We start from the raw sequence: 18,476 nt of genomic DNA, 5'->3' as shown, positions 1-18,476 counted from the left end.
GGAGACCGGGTGCGGCGCCCCCTGACGGACCGGTGGCGGCGACGACACGCGCCACCCGCAGGCCGTCGCCCGCCCTCGCGGGCCACGTTGGCCCGGTCTCCCGCGTCCTACAGCTCCGTCGTACCCCGCCGCGCCGCGTCCTCGTGGGCGAGGCGGCGCATCAGCGACAGGACCGGTTCGAAGAGGGTCAGCAGAATGACCATGCGCTCGGCGATCGCCATCCTGTCCTGGGATCCGGCGAGCCGGGCCGCGTCGAGCCCCACGGCTTCCTCCGCGAGCCGTGCGTAGGCGCGCAGTTCATCGGTGTCCCACTCCAGGCCGAGGTGGCGCAGCGCCCGCATCCGCCGGTCGAGCGCGTGCCGGTGCGGGGAGTCCGGGGAGATCTCCCAGCCCATCGCCGTGATGAGACTGTCCGCCCAGCCCTCCGACCGCGTGTCGCCCTCGGACTCATCCGGCTGGTCCGTATCGACGTCCGGCGCACCGGAGGACAGCGCGTAGTCGACCACACCCATGGCCCGGGCCGGGGACGACGGTCCGTCCAGCTCGGCAAGGATGTCGCGCACGGCAGTCACCGACAGGCCACCGAGACGGGTCAGCGCGCGGATGAGGTTGAGCCGTCGCAGGTAGGCGTCGTCGTAGTCCGCCTCGGTGGCGCTCAGGGTGCGGCCCGGTGGCAGCAGGCCCTTGCGCCGGTAGAACTTGATGGTCGCGATCGGGATCCCGGATCGCTCGCTCAGCTCCGACAGCTTCATCGCTTCCCTCGCCCGACCACGCGTTTGCTTCATTGGATACTTCGAGTATCTTATGTTGGATACTCGAAGTATCCAAAGTTGCCGGGAAGGATGACCATGCCCGAAACCCCTGAGGCACCCACGCCCCGGGTCCTCGCCACACATGCCCTGCGCTCGCGCGGACTGTGGCTCCCCGCGGCGGTCGTCCTGGGACTCGTCGCCTTCCTGCTGTCCATGGCGTACATGGGCGGTGTCGTCAATCCCCGCGGGGCGATGCGCGATCTCCCGGTGGGCGTGGTCAACAACGACCGGGGAGCCACGGTCGACGGTGGCCGGGTGGCCTATGGCGAACGGATAGCCGACGGCATCCTGAAGGGGCCGAACGACGGCAAGGTGTCCTGGCAGAAGCTCAGCGAGAAGCAGGCCAGGGAGCAGATGTCCCGCGGCAAGCTCTACGGAGCCCTCGTGGTGCCCGAGGACTTCTCGTCCACGCTCCTCGCCCTGCCCCGGACGGCCTCGTCCCCGCCCCACCGGCCGACGCTGACGGTGCTCACCAACCCGGCTTCCGGCAGCTCCGCCAGCTCGATGGCGAGTTCCGCGGCCACGGAGGCCGGGCGCGCGTCGTCCGCCACGCTCGGCAAGGAGCTGACGGAGCGGACCACCGGGCGAGGTGGGCCGATGAGCGCCGCACAGCAGTTGATGCTCGCCGATCCCCTGGCCATCAGGACGGTCGCGGGACATCCCCTGGGCAGCCACAGCGGTATGGGGCTGACCGCCTTCTTCTACGCGATGCTGCTCACGCTGTGCGGTTTCCTGGGCGCCAACGTCATCACCGGCCTCGTCGACTCCGGCTTCGGTTTCGCTGCCAGCGACATCGGGCCCTGGCGCACCCAACAGCCCGCCCTTCGCGTCGACCGGCGGCACACGCTGATGACCGCATGGGGGCTGATGGCGGGCCTCGCCGCCATCATGGCGACCCTGATGATGGTCGCGTGTGTCGGCGTCCTCGACATGGACGCGGACCACCTCGGCCTGCTCTGGGTGTTCTCGTACTGCGCCATCGCCGTGGTCGGTCTGGGCTGTCTGTCGATCATGGCGGCCATCGGCACCCCCGGCATCCTGGTGTCCACCTTCGTCTTCCTGGCCCTGGCCCTCCCGTCCTCGGGTGCCACCATCCCGCTCGAGGCGGTTCCCAGCTTCTACCGCCACCTCGCCGTGTTCGAGCCCCTGCGCCAGATCACCGACGGGGTCCGCTCCATCCTCTACTTCGGCGCCCGTGGGGACGCCGGGCTGGACCGGGCGTGGCTGATGATGGGCATCGGGCTGGTTGTCGCGCTCGTGATCGGATACGCCGCCACCGCCTTCTACGACCGTAAGGGGCTGCGCCGCGCCCATGCCCACCCGGCTGCGACCGCGACGACGACGGCCGCGTAGCGGGTCCGGCACTCCTGGCCACTGGCGGAAGGCGGTGGCCAGGAGCGCCGCCACGAAGACCGATCGCTCAGCGAAAACACCACTTGTGTCAAGCGGCGCCGACGGGATCTCACCATGCGGATGGCACACCGCCCCGAAGGTATGCGTGGGATAACGATCTCCGCAGATGGCTTGCCCCACGCCGCTGCGCTCATAGCCTTTTGATCATGCCACTGTTTTCTCTTCGCCGTAATGGAGCGCGCCTCACTCCTGAACTCGACGACGGGGAGCTGGCCAAGCTCGTGAAGATGCTGCGCGACTCGAGCGCCTGGGGGACGATCGGCGCGGCGGAGCTCGGCGCGGCCCGGGTGAGCGGCGTACTGAAGCGGAGCCCGGGCGACTGGGACCGCCGGGCACATCGCGTCTCCGTGCTGGCCCATGCCCTGTCCGACTCCAACCTCCCGGCCGACTGGGCCGCCCGTGAACCGGACAACGCGGACGCCCTGACCCTGCACGCCTGGGTCCAGCTGGTCCGCGGCCGCGGGCAGGGCGGGATGTCCGATGCCGCCGCGGTGGTCGCGGCCTGCCACCGCGCCGCCGAGGCCAACCAGCATGACCCCACTCCATGGCTGGTGCTGCTGGGCGTCTACCGCCTGGAACGCTCTCCGCGCAACGATGTGTTCACCCTGTGGCAGGAACTGCTGTCACGGGACAGGTGGCATCGCGAGGGCCACCTGAGCATGCTGGGCTTTCTCTCGCCCGACGAGGGCGGCTCCCATATGCACGTCCTCGAGTTCATCGACGGTATGCGTGCCCAGATGCCGGCGAACGCGCCGTGTGCCGGAGTGGAGCTGACCGCGCATGTCATGCAGTACCACTCGGTGCTGGACAGGGGCGGGATGGAAGCCCTCCTGGCCCGTAACCACTGGGCCCAGCCTGCGGTCTCCCAGGCATTGGACCGGGCCTACGACACCTGGCGGGAGCCGGGCTTCTTCCACCACGCCGCGGCCCTCGCCGATCTGAACCTCCTGGCGTACGCCCTCATCACCGCCAACCGGAAGGAGGAGGCCGGTCAGGTCTTCCGGCTGCTGGGCGGACGGGTGACCCACTGGCCGTGGCGGCGGGACGGGGATCCGGTGGCCGAGTTCCGGCGGTGGCAGGAGCGGCTGAAGATCTGACACGCGAGGCGCGTGGCCTCGGCAGGGAGGCAGTGATCCACGAGCGCGACGGCCACGTCCTAGCCGTGTGCGATCGCCTCCAGCAGCTCCGCGGTCCGATCGGGCTCGGCCAGCATGACGTCATGTCCGCAGGCGATCTCTCGGATGTCCCAACCCGCCCGCACCGCGCGGGCGTACGACAGGTCGAGGCTTTCCAGCGGTGGCCGGGTGTGCCGGAGGTAGGTGAGGGGCAACGCCGTGAGGGGAGCCGGGGCGTAGTGCACGGGTTCGGTCTGGCACCGCAGCGGGAACGCGGTGAGCCGCTCGCCCACGTGTGCGCGCCGGTCGTCCGGGATGCCCCACTGCTCGAGGAAGGCCGGGGCGGGCGGGAGGAACCACCCCTCGCCCTGGTCCCGGGCGAGCTGCCGATAGCGGTCGGCGACCCGCGACGGCTCGACGTCGAGCAGACACTCCCCCGGTTCCACGACGAACCCCGCGAGGTACGTCAACGAGGCCAGTCGGCCAATGGCGGCCTCGGCGAGCGGACCCGCGAGCACACCGGCGTAGCTGTGCAGCACCATGTGCACATCGGTGAGGTCCTCGAACCACAGCAGATCGGTGAGGTCGCGTACGTGTGTGGCCGGACCGACCTCGCGGGTGAGCGCGTCACGCCGCTCGCCCTGACCGGTCAGGCTCGGTGTGAACACCTCGTGCCCGGCCGCGGTGAGCCGACGGCGTACCTGGGCCCAGCACCAGCCACCATGCATCGCCCCGTGCACCAGCACAAACGTCGCCACCGGCCACACCACCCGTCCGTCCCGCGCCACCGTGGGTCAGCATACGAACGTTCCGCGCCGGATACGCCGCACCGCCACCGCCCGGGTCTGCCCCATGCCCCGGATGACCGTGTGCCACCTCGGCCGGTCGTACGGTCACGTGGACGGCCCGCGAGACCCTCGGGTACCGGGCCGCCCTCTACAAACGGCCCAGCGACCGCAGGATGTCGTCGCACAAGGCCATCGTCGCGACGTTGTCCGCGGCGGAGCTGATGGGCGTCCGGGACGTGCTCACGCAGTCGAGGAAGTGCGCGACCTCACCGGCGAATCCCCGGAGGTAGAGGTCGCGATGTCCGCCGCTGGCGGGGGAGTTCGCGGCGCGGCGCACCACCGTCTCCTCCGCCGGGCGCTGCCATGCGTCGGCCGCCACATCACCGGGTGCGTGGTGATGATGCACCAGCTCCGTGAGGTTCTCCACGCGGGCGAACCCGGTGCGGCCGGTGACGGTGAGCTCCTCCTGCTCCCGGCTCCAGGACGGCGCCGCCGCGAAGGTGAGGGACCCGATCGTACCGGTGTCGCAGCGCACGGCGCAGGTCATGCTGATGTCGGCGCCACGGGAGTTGTTGTAGCCGGTGACCTGCTCTACGTCGCCGAAGAGAAAGCGCACGAGGTCGACGATGTGCACGGCGGCGAACTTGAGGCCGGTGTCGTCGCGGAGTTCGTCGGTCCACGGGCTGAAGCCGAAGAACGAGGTGAAGGACATCACCGGGCCGAACCGCTCGGCGTCCCGCAGAAGCTCGGCCAGAGCCGTGTAGGCGGGCGCGTGGCGTTTCATGAAGCCCACCATGACCTCGCGCCCGCACCGTTCGGCGGCCTGCGCCACCTGCCTGGCCTCGTCCTCGTTCATGCCCAGTGGCTTCTCGACGAACACGTGGACACCGGCTTCGAGGCAGTCGATGGTGACGGCCACCTGGTCCGCGGGGTCGATGCTGATGAAGACCGCGTCGAGTTCCTCTTCGGCCAGCATGCGGCGGTGGTCGCCGTAGCCTCGGTCGGCTCCGTGCAGCGTCGCCGCCGTCTGGGCCCGTGCCGTGTCGCGGGTGGCGATGGCGGTGAGGGTGTGACCGGCCAGCGCGATGGCCGGATAGAGGTTGGCCCGGGCGTGGCGCCCGTGCCCGATAAAGCCGAGGCGGAGTTTCCTGGTTCGCGCCGTCATCACGATCCCTTGTGTGCGCCGACAGGTGCCGCGCCAGGTTATACGTAAAACGTGAGGGACGGAACGGGTGCGGCCGCGCGGCCGCGGAGGCGGCCCCTCTTCCGGGGCCGCCTCCCGGCCACGTTCAGGGCCTGATGTAGGGCCGGGTCATGATCTCCATGTTGTGGCCCTCCGGGTCGTCGAAGTACGCGCCCCGACCGCCGAAGAGGGTGTTGACGCGTCCCGGTTCGGTGTGGCCCGGGTCGGCGTAGTACGTGGTCCCGGCAGCCTCCAGCCGGGCGATCATGGCGTCGAACTGCTCCTCGGGCACGAGGAACGCGTAGTGCTGCGGCTGTACGGGCTCATCGGCCAGCTCGTAGTAGTCGAGAGTGACACCGTTGCCGAGGTCGATGGGCAGGAACGGCCCGAAAGGGGCGCCGACTTCGAGACCCAGGACGATGGCGATGAACTCGGCCGACCGCTGCCTGTTCCGCGCGTGCACCACGGTGTGGTTCAGCTGGACGGCGGTGGCTGAGGACGGCGCATTGTTCTGCTGAAAGAGCGTCATCAATGTTTCCTTCTACGTGACTTGGGGTTCATGGAAACGAGGCGCCGTACGTCGGCGGCGGGCAGGGGCGGGCCTCTGGCCCGCCTCGCGCTCACGTCGAGGCCGGGCGTCTCACTCGTTCATGGCCCATGGCCGACCCGGCAGTCACGCGTCCGATCCTAGGGTCCGTCCGCGACAGCGGCAATGCGCACGGGGGATGGCGGATTTGGACACCCTGAACCGTGTCGGCACACCTCCGGCGCCGTCGTGGCGGTGCCGCCGTCCGGGGGAGGTTTGGGGGTGGCGTGGGCGGGGTTCGGAGGGTGTCGTGAGTGGTCGCGCATCATGCCAGGAGCGGCCTCGCTCTGAACACGTCCGGCCGGTGTTCACGCCCTCTCACACTGCTTCGGAGGATCCTGTGCGCAACGCCAGTCCGTTGACGGGACGTCTGGCGGTCGTGACCGGCGCGGCGCGGGGTCTGGGGGCGGGGGTGGTGCGTGAGCTGGCGCGGCGGGGGGTGCGGGTGGTTCTGCTGGGGCGGGAGGAGAAGACCCTCGCGCAGGTGGCGGAGTCGCTCCCCGGTGAGACGCACTGCTTCGAGGTCGATGTCACCGATGACGCGGCGATGGCCGAGGTGGCCCGGCGGATCCATGACGATATCGGCCCGCCCTCGGTGGTCGTCGCCAATGCCGGGGTGGCGGAGGGCGGTCCGTTCGGGGACTCGGACCCGGCGGTGTGGCGACGGGTGATCGAGGTCAATCTCATCGGCAGCGCCGCGACCGCGAGGACGCTTCTCCCGGGACTGCTCGCCACGCGCGGGTACTTCCTCCAGATCGCGTCCACGGCGGCCTTCGGTGCGGCGCCCATGATGAGCGCGTACTGCGCCTCGAAGGCCGGTGTGGAGTCGTTCGCCCAGTCGTTGCGGGCCGAACTGGCGCACCGGGGAGTCGGGGTCGGGATCGCCTATCTGAGCTGGACCGGCACCGACATGATCCGTGACGCGGACCAGCACCCGGTGCTGAGGGAGCTGCGGTCCCATATGCCGCCTCCCGCGAGGCGCGTCCACTCCGTGGAAACGGTGGCCGCACGCATGGTGGCGGCCATCGAACGGCGCGCCGTCACGGTCTACGCCCCGCCGTGGCTGCGGCTGGCCCAGCCGGTCCGTCCCGTCCTGCCGGCGCTTGTCACATGGTTCTCGCGGCGCGAGCTGCCCCGGCTGGCAGAGCGGACGCGGTTCGAAGCGACCGGACTGCTCGGTGCGGGTGGCCACGCGGACCAGGCGGCCTGGTTGCGCAAGGCGCGCGGGGACGGGTGACGGCTCCACCCCCGCCTCTACCGCTTGGGCCAGTACCACAGGGGCTCGTCGAGGGTGCCCTGTCCCTCCACCACCGTCCGGCCCACTTCCTTGACCAGTTCGATGGTGTTCACCCCGGTGCGGGACCGCCCGGCGCCGTCCGCGAGGGCGGTGGCCAGCGGGCGGGAGTGGGTGACCACCACGATCTGGGTCTTGTCGCACGCGGTCAGAATCAGACCGGCCAGCGCCTCAAGCAGTTCGGGGTGCAGGCTGGTCTCGGGCTCGTTGAGCACCAGCAGTTCCGGGGGGCGCGGGGTGAGCAGGGCGGCCGCCCACAGCAGATAGCGCAGGGTGCCGTCGGACAGTTCGGCGGCGCCCAGCGGGCGGAGCAATCCATGCTGGCGCAGGGCGAGTTCGAAGCGGCCGCCACGGTCGGCGACCTCCACCCGGCTGCCCGGGAAGGCCGCGTCGACGGCGGCGTCGAGTGCGTCGCCGTCGCCGATCTCCCGGATGGTCTGGAGGGCCGAGGCCACGTTGGCGCCGTCGGAGGCGAGGACCGGGGAGCGGGTGCCGATCTGGGCGGCACGGGCGGGGGCGTGGGCGTCGGTGCGTACGTGGTCGTAGAACCGCCAGGACCGGATGTGTTCCCGGACCGCGAGTACGTCGGGGGCGCGCTGCGGATCGGCGAGTTCGCTGAGCATGCTGTCGTACGGGCGCACGGCACCCTGGGTGCGGTTCCACTCGCCCTGCGCGTCCCGGGTGCGGACGGCGGGGCCAGCCCGTTCCGACAGCAACGTGGCCGGGCGCAGTACGGCGCCGCTCCACACGCTTTCCCGTTTGATCTCCGGATCGAGGTCGAACATGGAGCGCGACGGTGCGGGGTGGCCGAAGTCGACCGCGTAGCCGAACTCGTCACCGGCGAAGCCCAGGCGCAGGCTGACCGGTTCGGACCGGACGGTGCCCTGGATCGGGTGGCGGCCCTCCCGTACGGCCCGGGCCGAGGTCTCGGGTCCGGCCCACAGCGCGGAGGGCAGTCCGCCCTCCCGGGCGAGGGCGGCCACCGCTCCCCCGCGCGCGGCGTCGGCGAGCAGGCGAAGGGCCCGGTAGAGACTGGACTTGCCGGTGCCGTTCGCGCCGGTGACCACGGTCAGCCGCCCCAGGGGGACCACGAGCCGGCGCAGCGAGCGGTAGTTCTCGACGGCGAGTGTGGTGATCACATCCCCAGGCTATGCCACCCCGCCTCGGCGGTTCGGGCCGGGTGATCAGCTGAGGGCGAGTTCACCGCCCCGGGCTTCGAGGACCGTACCGGTGAGATAGCTGGAGCGCGGGGAGATAAGGAAGACGACCGCCTCGGCGATCTCCTCGGGCTCGGCGGGCCTGCCCAGGATCGTGGTCCGTCCCAGTGCCTGGAGGATGTCCTCGCCCATCTCCACGGTGCCGGGGGTGCGGGCGGGTCCTGAGCGCACGGCGTTCACCCGCACTCCCTGGGCCCCGAACTCATCGGCCCAGATTCGGGTGAGCAGTTCCAGCGCGGCCTTGGAGGCGCCGTACACCCCGGCGCCGCGCGCGGGGGTGGTGGCGGCCACGGTGCTCATATTGACGATGGTTCCGTGGCCACGGGACGCCATACCGGGGGCGAGCGCCCCGACCAGCAGCAGGGGGGCACGGGTGTTGATGGCCATGTGGGTGTCGAACATCTCGGTGGTGCCTTCCGGGGTGCTGGCGAAGCGGTAGATGCCCGCGTTGTTCACCAGCACATCGATCTCGCCCGCCTCGGCGGCCAGGCGGAGGACGGCGTCGGGGTCGGCGAGATCGGCCGCGAGGAAGCGGGCCCGTCCGCCCACGGCGTGGATGTCCTCGACGACGGCGGCGCCGCGCTGTGTGTCGCGGCCGTGGATCACCAGCTCCGCCCCCAGCGCGGCAAGGCGCAGGGCGACCGTACGCCCGATCCCCGCGGTGCCGCCGGTGACCAGGGCGGTGGACCCGCTCAGTTCCGTACTCATGCGCACACTCCTCGACATGGCCGTCACACGGTGGTGGGTGGCGGGGGCGAAGCCGACGGTCGAGATCTACCGCACACCGCCACCGCGTGGCGGACGGCCCGCCGCCCTGGGGCCGAACGGGCCACGGCGCACCGACCCGGAGGCGCCCGTGCGGGTCTTCGACGAGGTGGAGGGCGGGCCGGGCGGTGTCACCGCCCTGGTGATGTGTCACTGCGAATCGGTCGACTCGGGGTTGCTCGACACCACCGTGGAGAGCTTCGACCGGCACTTCGCCGTCAACGCGCGCGCCACATGGCTGCTGATCCGTGAGTACGGGCGGCGCTTCCGCGGTGTGCAGGGCAGGGGTCGGATCGTCGGTCTCACCAGTGACCACACCGTAGGGAACCTTCCGTACGGTGCGAGCAAGGGTGCACAGGACCGCATCACCCTGGCCGCCGCCCAGGAGTTCGCACACCTCGGCGTCAGCGCCAATGTCATCAACCCCGGGCCGGTGGACACCGGCTGGATGTCCGACGAGGTGCGGGCGGGCTGTCGGGACCGGACACCGCTGGGCAGGCTCGGCACCCCGCGCGACACCGCCCATCTCGTGGACTTCCTCTGTTCACCGCGCGGCCAGTGGGTCAACGGCCAGCTGCTGACGAGCAACGGTGGCTTCGTATGACGGCGTGAGCCCACGGGGAACACCGCCTCGGGGACGCCGCCGCCCGGCTATCTCCCGGCCATCCGCGCGGTGGCCTGCTGACCGGCCGGGCGGGGTTTGACGTTGTGGTTGAACCGGAAGACGTTGTCGGGGTCGTACCGGGCCTTCACCTCGGCCAGCCGCTGGTAGTTCTCGGGGCCGAAACCCGCGATGACACGCTCCTCGCCCTCGGCGCCGATGAAGTTGAGGTACACCGCGCCGCTGGACCACGGCTGGACGTCCTCACGCATGGCACGTACCCACCGGCGGACGCGGTCGTCGTCGGCCGGGTCCTCCCACAAGCCGAAGGGGTGAACGATCCACGGCGACCTGCGCCATGGCAACGGACAGTCCACGGCGCCCCTGGCCACCGCACCGCCCTGGGGGAACAGGACGTGCTGGGACGGGGAAGGGACGACCATGTCCGTGGCGCGGGCGCAGAAGAGGTTCACCGCCGCGTCGGGGAACGCGTCGAGGTATTCGGCGGACCAGTAGTTCCGGTAGCCGGGCGGGTCGTCGAGCATGCACTGGAGATCCGCGTACGGCAGCTCCGTGATCATCTCGGCGTCGTGGCCGAGGCGCAGCAGCGGAGCGGCGACGGAGCGAGCCTGCTGTTCGCGGCCGGTGTAGGTGATGACGGCGGCGCAGGCGAGCTGGTTGACCATGTCGGTGGGGACAAAATCCTCCGGCGGGGCGGTCAGGTAGAGGAAGCCGCCGCCGAGCTCGTCCGGCGCCGACTCCAGGAAGTCGCGGTAGGCACACACCACGTCCCGGCCCGCGACGGGGCGCCACAACAGCAGCATCGCGGTGACGACCGGGAGCGGATGCAGCCGGAGGGTGAGGGAGGTGGCCACACCGAAGTTGCCGCCGCCTCCGTGCAGGGCCCAGAAGAGGTCGGGGTGCTCATCCTCACTGGTGTGCAGCGCTTCGCCGTCCGCGGTGACGAGGTCCACGGACAGGAGGTGGTCGCAGGCGAGGCCGAAAGTGCGGTCCAGCCAGCCGGTGCCGCCGCCCAGAACGAAGCCGCCGACGCCCGTGGTCGACACCCGGCCGCCGGTGGTCGCCAGCTCATACGGCTCCGTCGCCCGGTCCAGATCGCGCATCACCGCGCCGCCGCCCACCTGTGCCACCCGGGCTCCCGGGTCGACGGTCACCGCCCGCATGCGGTGCAGATCGATGACGAGGCCGTCGTCGCACAGGGACATACCGGCGACGCTGTGGCCGCCCCCTCGGACCGCGATCGGCAGTCCGTGGGCGCGGCCGAAGGCGATCGTACGGGTGACGTCGTCCTGGCCCTCACACCGGACGATCGCCGCCGGCCGTCGGTCGATCATGGCGTTGAAAATGGTGCGGGCGTCGTCGTAGGCCGGGTCACCCGGCACGATCACCTCACCCGTCAGCCCCTCACGGAGACCGGAGAGGGCCGTGCCGTCGATACCGCCGGGTGTCATGGAGCCCCGCTCTCTCCCCCCGGGGTGCCGCCCGGCCTCCCGTGGGGCGCCGGGCCCTCTTCTTCGATCGTAACGTCGGGGCGGACACGGGGCACGGCCGCTCGGACCCCGTGCCCGTCGGTCAGGGCAGGGGGTCCTGCTGCGGCTCCCGCACAGCCCGGTCACGGTCGGCCGTGTCCCGTTCCGCCGTGGTGTGGTCCGTCGTGACGGCGTCCATGGTGAGGTGGCCCGCGGTGGTTGGGGGCATGGGCACGCTTCCGGTCGCCACTGCCGGATGGCCGGGGCGGGGCCGGGGGCGGGAGTAGCGGCGCATCATGGGCAGCTCGACGGTGCGCCACAGCACGAGGGAGGCGAGGACACACACCGTGGCCACGCCGAGGGCGAGGGCCGTGGCCGCGAAGGTGCCGAAGGTGCGCTCCCCGAGCAGCAGACGGATCGCGTACAGGATCGGAAAATGGATCATGTACAGGGCGAAGGAGGCCTCGCCGAGCACCACCAGTCCGCGCACACCGAGCCAGGTGGGACGACGGTCGATATCGCGGCTGGCGAGTGCGGGAATCAGCGCGGCGAGCGGCAGACAGGTGGCCGCGCCCCAGACGTACTCATCCGGCAGCCGGGGCTGTGCCACGAAGAGCCCGATGAGGACGAGGAGCGGCCAGCGCATCGGGAGCGCGGGCCACCGGCCCTGCCGTACGGCGAGGGCGAGCAGGATGCCGAGGACGAATTCCAGCAGCCGCACGGGCGGGAAGAAGTAGATGACCCACCAGCGCTCGATGGACAGCGGAGACCAACTCCCGGCGGTGGCATCCTCGGTGACGAGCGTGACCAGCGCGGGCGTGGCGAGGATCAGTGCGGCGATCAGGGCGATGACGGGCCAGATCCGCCGGCCGGGCAGGGCGCTCAGCGGTCGGATCAGGAACGGGAAGAGCAGGTAGAAGAATGCCTCGCAGGAGATGGACCAGGTCACCGGGTTCACACTGCTGAAGTCCGCCATATCGGGGGCCCAGGTGTGGACGAGCAGCAGATTTTTCACGGCCTCGTGGAAGGCCGGGTCCGGTACGGGCAGCAGCGTGGCCGTTCCCGTCGCCATGAGCAGGACCAGCATAAGGGCCCAGGTCACCGCGTGGTTGGGGAAGATCTTGACGAACCGGCGCCGCCAGAAGCATCCGGCGGTGTCGTCCGGGCGGAGGGTCCAGGCCAGAACGAAGCCGCTGAGCATGAAGAAGGAGGAGACGGCTCCGGCGCTGAGCATGTGGGACCTGCCCGCCGCCTCGTAGATCGCCTCGTCCGCGAACAGTCTTCCCAGCGTCAGGACATGGCCGAAAAGAACCGCGCACGCCAGAAGAAAACGATAGCCGGTGAGCGAGGGAAGCCTGTCCGGAGGCGGTAAGGCGCTGGCCATGGGATGCCTTTCCGTGATGTGGGGAACGAACCGGAAATCAGCATGCCCGGAACAGTCCTCCGGAGCACCGCGCACGGGCGGAGAATGTATTTACGAGCAAGGGCCGGAAAGGCCGTCGGGCGCGCACAGCTTCATCGCCGGTCGCGGAAGCCCGCACCGCCCGGCCCGGCGCACCACGGGGCCGGATGACGAGCCGCCAGGTCATGGTGGTGGGGGCGGGAGCGGGGCGCTGAACGTGGTGCGCCCCTCCCCGCGCACACCGCTGGGGCACAGCCATGGAATCGGGGCTTCCGCGTGCGCCGGGGTGCGGTGGGACAAGCCCCGCGCCCGGTACGCGCTTCCGGTAGCCGAGGTACGCGCCGGATGGACGTACCAAGGGCTTCAGGGGTGGGTGACCGGCTCGTTCAAAAAGTCGGACAGGCCGTTGAGCAGCCGGTCCACATCGTCGGCGCTGGTGTAGGGGGCCAGCCCGACCCGGAGTCCTCCGGTGTCCCCGAGCCCCAGCCTGCGGGATGGCTCCAGGGCGTAGAAGGAGCCTGACGGGGCGTCGACACCGCGGGCGGCGAGATAGCGGTAGGCGTCGGCCGTGTCGCGTCCGTCGAGGGTCAGCAGCAGGGTCGGGGTGCGGTGCGCGGCCCGGGAGTGGACCGTGACCGCGGCGAAGGAGGCGAGGCCGTCCTCGATACGCGGCCGCAGGGAGTCCTCGTAGGTCTCGAGCGCGGCGAAGGACGAGGCCAGTCGCTCCCGGCGGCTGCCCCGGGCCGCCGGGTCCAGACCCGCCATGAATTCCACCGCGGCACGCGTTCCGGCGAGGAATTCATAGGGCAGGGTGCCGAATTCAAACCGTTCGGGGACGGCGTTGGTCGACGGCAGCAGTTTGTCCGGGGTCAGTTCTTCCAGGATTTCCGGACGGCTTGCCAGAACGCCAAGGTGAGGGCCGAGAAATTTATATGGGGAGCAGCTGAAGAAGTCCGCTCCGAGCCTGCCGATATCAACATGGGAATGCGCGGTGTAGTGCACCCCGTCGACGTAGAGCAGCGCTCCGGCGGCATGGACCATCCGGGAGATCTCGGCGATCTCCGGACGGGTGCCGATCAGGTTCGAGGCGGCCGTGACCGCGACCAGCCGGGTGCGCTCACTCAGTGCGGCGCCGAGGTGATCGGGGGTCAGCTCGCCGGTGGCCGGGTCGAAGTCGGCCCAGCGCACGGTGGCCCCCGCTCGGGCCGCCGCCTGTACCCACGGGCGGATGTTGGCGTCGTGGTCCAGCCGGGACACCACCACCTCATCACCCGGCGCCCAGGTCTTGGCGAGGGTGCGGGAGAAGTCGTACGCCAGCTGGGTGGCGCTGCGGCCGAAGACGACCGCGGCCGGATCCGCGCCGAGCAGATCCGCCATCGCCAGACGTGCCTCCGCGACGATGGTCTCGGCGTTCCGCTCCCCCGCGGTGAGTCGGCCCCGGTTGGCCAGGGGACGGGCCAGCGCCTCGGAGATGGCAACGATGACGGGCCGGGGCGTCTGGGTGCCGCCCGGTCCGTCGAAGTGCGCCCTTCCGGCTTCGAGGGCGGGGAACTGCGCGCGGACGGCGGCGATGTCGTACGTCACGGGCGACTCCTTGGACGGGTGATCGATTATGCGGTCACCCGCGGGCGGGAGGGAACACCACGGCCCGCTCCTAGGTCGGTGGGCTCCCTGAGCTCCGTCCGCACCGCGACAGGCGGGACCCGCCGCGGCCGGTGCGATGCGCCGCGCCCGAGGAGAGGTGTTCCGCGCCCGGACATCCACCCTGCTTCAATCAGTACATTCAGAACCAATCGGATGTATGACCTGAGTCCGGACCCTTGTCCTCGCGCAGGGCCGGGACGCGGAAAGCGGTGGCGCCGACGTGAGCAGTGGGCCTGTCCCCCCGTCCGACGGACCGGCGCGCGAACGGACGGCGGACGGCAGTGAGCACCCCGGCGGGGCGAAGGGGGGTGCGGCGCGGCGTTCGCACCCTGTGCACCGGGCGGCCAGTGGCCGTCCATGCCGTGCCTCGCGGGCCGCGCTGGCCCGCGCCCGCTCCGGATCCGCGGCGGTCGCGGCGGCCATGCGCGGGGCGAGCGGAGAGGGCGGGCTCGTCCATCCGGGCCTGCGGCTGGCCGCGGCGTACGCATGGCGGATCCTGATCGTCGGAGCCGCCGTCTACCTGGCGTTCACGGTGCTGGGGCGGTTCGAACTGGTCGCGATCGCGGTGTTCCTGGCACTGGTGGCCACGGCACTGCTGCGCCCGCTGGCCGATCTGCTGGCGCGGGTGGTACCCCGGCCACCGGCCGTGGCGCTCGCGGTGTTCGGCAGCCTCTTCCTGGTGCTGGGGCTGCTGGCGCTGGTGGGCAACGCGGCAGCGGGTGAGGCGGGCAGACTGGTGGGGGAGGTCCGCGGCGGCATCGGCCACATCGAACGCTGGTTCGAGGGGCCTCCGTTCAACCTCCGGCCCGGCACTCTGGCGGGGCTGCACGACCGGATCAACTCGTTCGTCTCCCGGAACCGCGGCGCTCTCATCAGCAGGGCGCTGAGCGGCGCGGGCCGCGCGGTGGAGGCGCTGACCGCGGCGTTCCTCGCACTGTTCTGCTCGATCTTCTTCGTCCACTCCGGCGACCGGATGTGGCGGTGGTTCCGCGGTCAGCTCCCGGAGGCCGCGCGGTCGCCGTGGGACCGGGCGGGGCGGGCCGCCTGGAGCACCTTCGCGGGATACACCCGGGGCATCATCCTGGTGGCGGCCACCAACGCGGTCATCGTCGGTATCGCGCTGTTCCTGTTGCGGGTGCCACTGGCCCTGCCGCTGGCCCTGCTGGTGTTCTTCGCCACCTTCATCCCCCTGATCGGCTCACCGATCGCGCTGGCGGTGGCCACGGTGGTGGCGCTCGCGGGGCGGGGGCCGGTGATCGCGGCGGTCGTGCTGGCGCTCATCGTGATCGTCGGGCAGTTCGAGGGGCACGTACTGCATCCGCTGGTGATGAGCTGGGCGGTGCGGCTGCATCCGGTGGTGGTCGCCATCTCGGTCATCGCCGGGAGCATTGTCGCGGGGGTGGTCGGGGCGGTGGTGGCGGTACCCATGGTCTCCGTGGCCTGGTCGGTGACGCGCGCGCTGCGCGAACCTCCGCCGGAGGGCAGCTGACTGCCCGTCTGTGTACCTGTCAGCCCGAGTGGTCCGCGCGGTGACTCGGCGGGGGCCGCCCCTGCCGCGATGAGTTCCGGCCGGGTGGGGAGTCTGTTCTGGAGACGCCCATGGGGCGACGTACGACGCGACGTTCGACGCCGCCCGGCACAAGACACCACGGAGGACACCATGACGACCACGCCGAGTGACCCGACCACCCCGCTGCCCGGCCGCCCGCCCATCGTCGACCCGGCCACCTGGCAGGCCGCCCGTGACGAGCTTCTGATCCGCGAGAAGGCCCACACCCGCGAGGGCGACGCCATCGCCGCGGCCCGCCGCCGACTGCCGATGGTGGAGTTCGACGGAACGGTCGAGGTCGTCGGACCCGACGGCCCGGTCCCGTTCCTGGACCTGTTCCAGGGCCGCGACGAGCTCGTGGTCTACAAGCACATGTGGCACGACGGCGCACCGCACCAGGGGCAGTGCGAGGGCTGCACCACCACGGCCTGGCATATGAAGGACGCCGTCTACCTCAACGCCCGCGGTGTCTCGTTCGCCATCCTGACCACGGGCCGCTGGGACGAGGTGGCCCCCTTCGTCGAGTTCATGGGCTACACCCAGCCCTGGTACTCGGTGCGCGACGTGGAAGAGCCGGTCGGCGGCGAGATGGGCTACATCAGCTGCTTCCTGCGCGACGGCGACCGGGTGTTCCTCACCTACTCCACGACGGGCCGTGGCAACGAGCCGGTCAACGGGTCCCTCGGCCTGCTCGATATGACGCCCTACGGCCGCCGCGAGGCGTGGCAGGACAACCCCGAGGGCTGGCCCGAGGCCCCTCAGGCCAGCTCGCCGGCCGGTGGTCACGGCACGCCGATCTGCTGGTACTGGCGCACGGACGCCGACGGCGTCGCCACCTGGGGCCCGACCGGCCGCCCCGTGCCGCAGTGGACCCGCCCCGGCGCGACCCCCGTGGAGACCCTCGGCCGGAACGGCCACCACGGCTGACGCCTCGGCGGGCAGCCGTGTGGCTCTCAACGAGACATTCGTGGCCGGTAGTCCGGATCCGCCGGCGTCACCTGCAACGACTCGGACGCCACCGTCAGGCAGCCCGCGGGCCGGACGAGGACGGCCACCGCCGACTCCGGCGGCGCGAGCCTCTCCGCCGGAGGGTAGGGCCTGGTGTGCCGTGGCCGACCGGATGAGCCGGTACCGTCCGCCGAGTGGAGCCGGGACGAGCGCCTGCTCGCCGCGTGGCCTCACCGGCATCTGATGGGGCTTCAGACAGCTGGTGCCGCGACCGGTGAAGGGCCTCGACGGGGGCCGCCGCCATCCGCATAGGGTGGCAGCGACCGGTCCGTAGCGCGAGCGCACGACCGGGGTCGGACCTGTCGTCAGGAGGCTTGTGATGTTGGTGTTCGCTCAGATCAGTGATGTGCACCTGGGGCAGGACCGCGGGGACGGTGGCGCCAGGGCGGCCGAGCGCACCCGCCGGGTGATGGCCTATCTCAACGGCCTGCCCGGACAGCTCGACGCCATCCTGGTGACGGGCGATATCGCCGACCACGGCACGGAGGAGGAGTACCGCGAGGCGGCCGCGATCCTCACCTCGCCGCTGCCGGTCCTGACCTGTCCGGGCAACCACGACGAGCGGGCCGCCTACCGGCGCCACTTCCTCGGCGAGGATGTCTCGGACGCGGATGCCACCGCCCCGGTGAACCGGGCACACCGCATCCCCGGCGCCACCTTTCTGATGTGCGACTCCTCGGTTCCCGGGCGGGGCGAAGGGCTGCTGGACGAGGACACACTCACATGGCTCGACCGTGAGCTGGCCGACTCCCCCCAGGACGTCCCGGCCTTCGTCGCCTTCCACCACCCGCCGCTGCCGCTGCACATCCCGTACGTCGACGCCATCCGGCAGTTCCAGGCCGAGCGGCTGGAGAAGGTCCTGACCCGGTACGACCATGTCGTCTCGCTGCTGTGCGGCCATGCGCACACCGCCGCGACCACCACCTTCGCCAGCCTTCCGCTGCTGGCCGCACCGGGGGTGGTCTCCACACTCACCCTGCCCTGCGAGGGGAAGGACGAGAGCGGGGAGGGCACCATCGACTACGACCTGCCGCCGATGGTCGCCTTGCACGTCCTCGACGACAGCGACCGGGTGACCACCCACTTCCGCGCCGTCCCGACCGACGCCGGGTAAGTTGCATCTCAGATTCGCATTATCTACTCTGCTGCCATGCGGCTGACGAAGTCAACGGATCTGGCCCTCCGGGCGATCATGCGCCTCGCGGTGACCGGCGAAGAGCCGTGCACCGCGCGGCGGATCGCCGAGGAGATGCAGGTTCCGTACAGCCATCTGGCCAAGGTGGCCGCCCGGCTCCAGCATCTCGGCCTGATCGAGACGCGACGCGGGCGCGGCGGCGGGCTGGCGCTCACCGAGACCGGGCGCACCGCCTCGATCGGCCAGCTGGTGCGGGAGCTGGAGGGGGTCGGCGATGTTGTCGACTGCGAAGGGGACACCCCCTGTCCGCTGCGACAGGGGTGCCGATTGCGGATGGCGCTGCGCCGGGCACAAGAGGCGTTCTACGCCTCCCTCGACCCGCTGACGGTCGACGATCTGGTCGCCTCCCCCACCGGTCCGGTGCTGCTGGGGCTGGTGGGACGCGACCCCGGCCCGTCCCGCTGATCCCAGGAG

At 71.0% G+C, this 18,476-nt stretch carries 17 protein-coding genes; 8 read left to right on the top strand and 9 right to left on the bottom strand.

All coding sequences use genetic code 11. The features are described from left to right. Positions 1–107: 107 nt before the first annotated feature. Positions 108–752 carry a MerR family transcriptional regulator gene (locus AB0C66_RS18885; RefSeq protein ID WP_362439332.1) on the bottom strand — a complete coding sequence of 215 codons (645 nt, stop codon included), beginning with the start codon at positions 750–752 and terminating at the stop codon, positions 108–110. Positions 753–848: 96 nt separating this feature from the next. On the opposite strand from AB0C66_RS18885, the gene AB0C66_RS18880 reads away from it, so the two are divergent. Then, the gene (locus AB0C66_RS18880; protein ID WP_362439329.1) at positions 849–2,165 is read left to right on the top strand and encodes a DUF3533 domain-containing protein; all 1,317 of its coding nucleotides are present in this window, start codon (positions 849–851) and stop codon (positions 2,163–2,165) included. A 206-nt stretch (positions 2,166–2,371) separates the two neighbouring features. Next, a complete protein-coding gene (locus AB0C66_RS18875; RefSeq protein ID WP_362439326.1) occupies positions 2,372–3,322 on the top strand; it encodes a hypothetical protein in 951 nt (316 codons plus the stop codon). Positions 3,323–3,381: 59 nt separating this feature from the next. Here AB0C66_RS18875 and AB0C66_RS18870 read toward each other — a convergent pair whose 3' ends face one another. The 3 genes from AB0C66_RS18870 to AB0C66_RS18860 form a co-directional block, all read right to left on the bottom strand. After that, positions 3,382–4,128: an alpha/beta hydrolase family protein gene (locus tag AB0C66_RS18870; protein WP_362439323.1), complete on the bottom strand. Its 747-nt coding sequence runs from the start codon at positions 4,126–4,128 to the stop codon at positions 3,382–3,384. A gap of 148 nt (positions 4,129–4,276) precedes the next feature. Then, complete coding sequence (locus AB0C66_RS18865) at positions 4,277–5,293, bottom strand: Gfo/Idh/MocA family oxidoreductase (RefSeq protein ID WP_362439320.1); 1,017 nt, start codon at positions 5,291–5,293, stop codon at positions 4,277–4,279. A gap of 124 nt (positions 5,294–5,417) precedes the next feature. Next, on the bottom strand, positions 5,418–5,840 hold the full coding sequence (locus AB0C66_RS18860) for a VOC family protein (RefSeq protein WP_362439317.1): 423 nt from the start codon (positions 5,838–5,840) through the stop codon (positions 5,418–5,420). Positions 5,841–6,237: 397 nt separating this feature from the next. Between AB0C66_RS18860 and AB0C66_RS18855 the strand changes: the two genes are divergently transcribed. After that, positions 6,238–7,134 (top strand): SDR family oxidoreductase, encoded by an 897-nt coding sequence (locus AB0C66_RS18855; protein ID WP_362439314.1) that lies wholly within the window; start codon positions 6,238–6,240, stop codon positions 7,132–7,134. Positions 7,135–7,151: 17 nt separating this feature from the next. Here AB0C66_RS18855 and AB0C66_RS18850 read toward each other — a convergent pair whose 3' ends face one another. Together AB0C66_RS18850 and AB0C66_RS18845 are read right to left on the bottom strand one after the other, a co-directional pair. Beyond that, positions 7,152–8,330, bottom strand: a complete 1,179-nt coding sequence (locus AB0C66_RS18850; RefSeq protein ID WP_362439311.1) for an AAA family ATPase — start codon at positions 8,328–8,330, stop codon at positions 7,152–7,154. 45 nt (positions 8,331–8,375) lie between these two features. Then, on the bottom strand, positions 8,376–9,116 hold the full coding sequence (locus AB0C66_RS18845) for an SDR family oxidoreductase (protein ID WP_362439308.1): 741 nt from the start codon (positions 9,114–9,116) through the stop codon (positions 8,376–8,378). Between AB0C66_RS18845 and AB0C66_RS18840 the strand changes: the two genes are divergently transcribed. Further along, positions 9,070–9,777 carry an SDR family oxidoreductase gene (locus AB0C66_RS18840; RefSeq protein WP_362439305.1) on the top strand — a complete coding sequence of 236 codons (708 nt, stop codon included), beginning with the start codon at positions 9,070–9,072 and terminating at the stop codon, positions 9,775–9,777. The two genes, AB0C66_RS18845 and AB0C66_RS18840, sit on opposite strands and share 47 nt — an antisense overlap. A gap of 47 nt (positions 9,778–9,824) precedes the next feature. Here AB0C66_RS18840 and AB0C66_RS18835 read toward each other — a convergent pair whose 3' ends face one another. The 3 genes from AB0C66_RS18835 to AB0C66_RS18825 all read right to left on the bottom strand — a co-directional run bounded on the left by AB0C66_RS18835 (position 9,825) and on the right by AB0C66_RS18825 (position 14,250). Continuing rightward, positions 9,825–11,246: an FAD-binding oxidoreductase gene (locus tag AB0C66_RS18835; protein WP_362439302.1), complete on the bottom strand. Its 1,422-nt coding sequence runs from the start codon at positions 11,244–11,246 to the stop codon at positions 9,825–9,827. A gap of 121 nt (positions 11,247–11,367) precedes the next feature. Beyond that, positions 11,368–12,648, bottom strand: coding sequence for an acyltransferase (locus AB0C66_RS18830; RefSeq protein WP_362439299.1), 1,281 nt, complete (start codon positions 12,646–12,648; stop codon positions 11,368–11,370). 381 nt (positions 12,649–13,029) lie between these two features. Then, positions 13,030–14,250, bottom strand: coding sequence for a cysteine desulfurase-like protein (locus AB0C66_RS18825; RefSeq protein ID WP_362439296.1), 1,221 nt, complete (start codon positions 14,248–14,250; stop codon positions 13,030–13,032). A 481-nt stretch (positions 14,251–14,731) separates the two neighbouring features. On the opposite strand from AB0C66_RS18825, the gene AB0C66_RS18820 reads away from it, so the two are divergent. The 4 genes from AB0C66_RS18820 to AB0C66_RS18805 all read left to right on the top strand — a co-directional run bounded on the left by AB0C66_RS18820 (position 14,732) and on the right by AB0C66_RS18805 (position 18,467). Then, positions 14,732–15,799, top strand: coding sequence for an AI-2E family transporter (locus AB0C66_RS18820; protein ID WP_362439964.1), 1,068 nt, complete (start codon positions 14,732–14,734; stop codon positions 15,797–15,799). Positions 15,800–15,970: 171 nt separating this feature from the next. After that, complete coding sequence (locus AB0C66_RS18815; protein ID WP_362439293.1) at positions 15,971–16,786, top strand: DUF899 domain-containing protein; 816 nt, start codon at positions 15,971–15,973, stop codon at positions 16,784–16,786. 400 nt (positions 16,787–17,186) lie between these two features. Then, positions 17,187–17,981, top strand: a complete 795-nt coding sequence (locus tag AB0C66_RS18810; RefSeq protein WP_362439290.1) for a metallophosphoesterase — start codon at positions 17,187–17,189, stop codon at positions 17,979–17,981. Between the two features lie 36 nt (positions 17,982–18,017). Further along, positions 18,018–18,467 carry an Rrf2 family transcriptional regulator gene (locus AB0C66_RS18805; protein WP_362439287.1) on the top strand — a complete coding sequence of 150 codons (450 nt, stop codon included), beginning with the start codon at positions 18,018–18,020 and terminating at the stop codon, positions 18,465–18,467. Positions 18,468–18,476 lie beyond the last annotated feature (9 nt).

Origin of the sequence: Streptomyces sp. NPDC048636 (genome assembly GCF_040650655.1) — a bacterium.
Lineage (GTDB): Bacteria > Actinomycetota > Actinomycetes > Streptomycetales > Streptomycetaceae > Streptomyces.
Note: the sequence above shows the minus strand (reverse complement) of the source record. Positions and strands in the feature narration are given on the sequence as shown.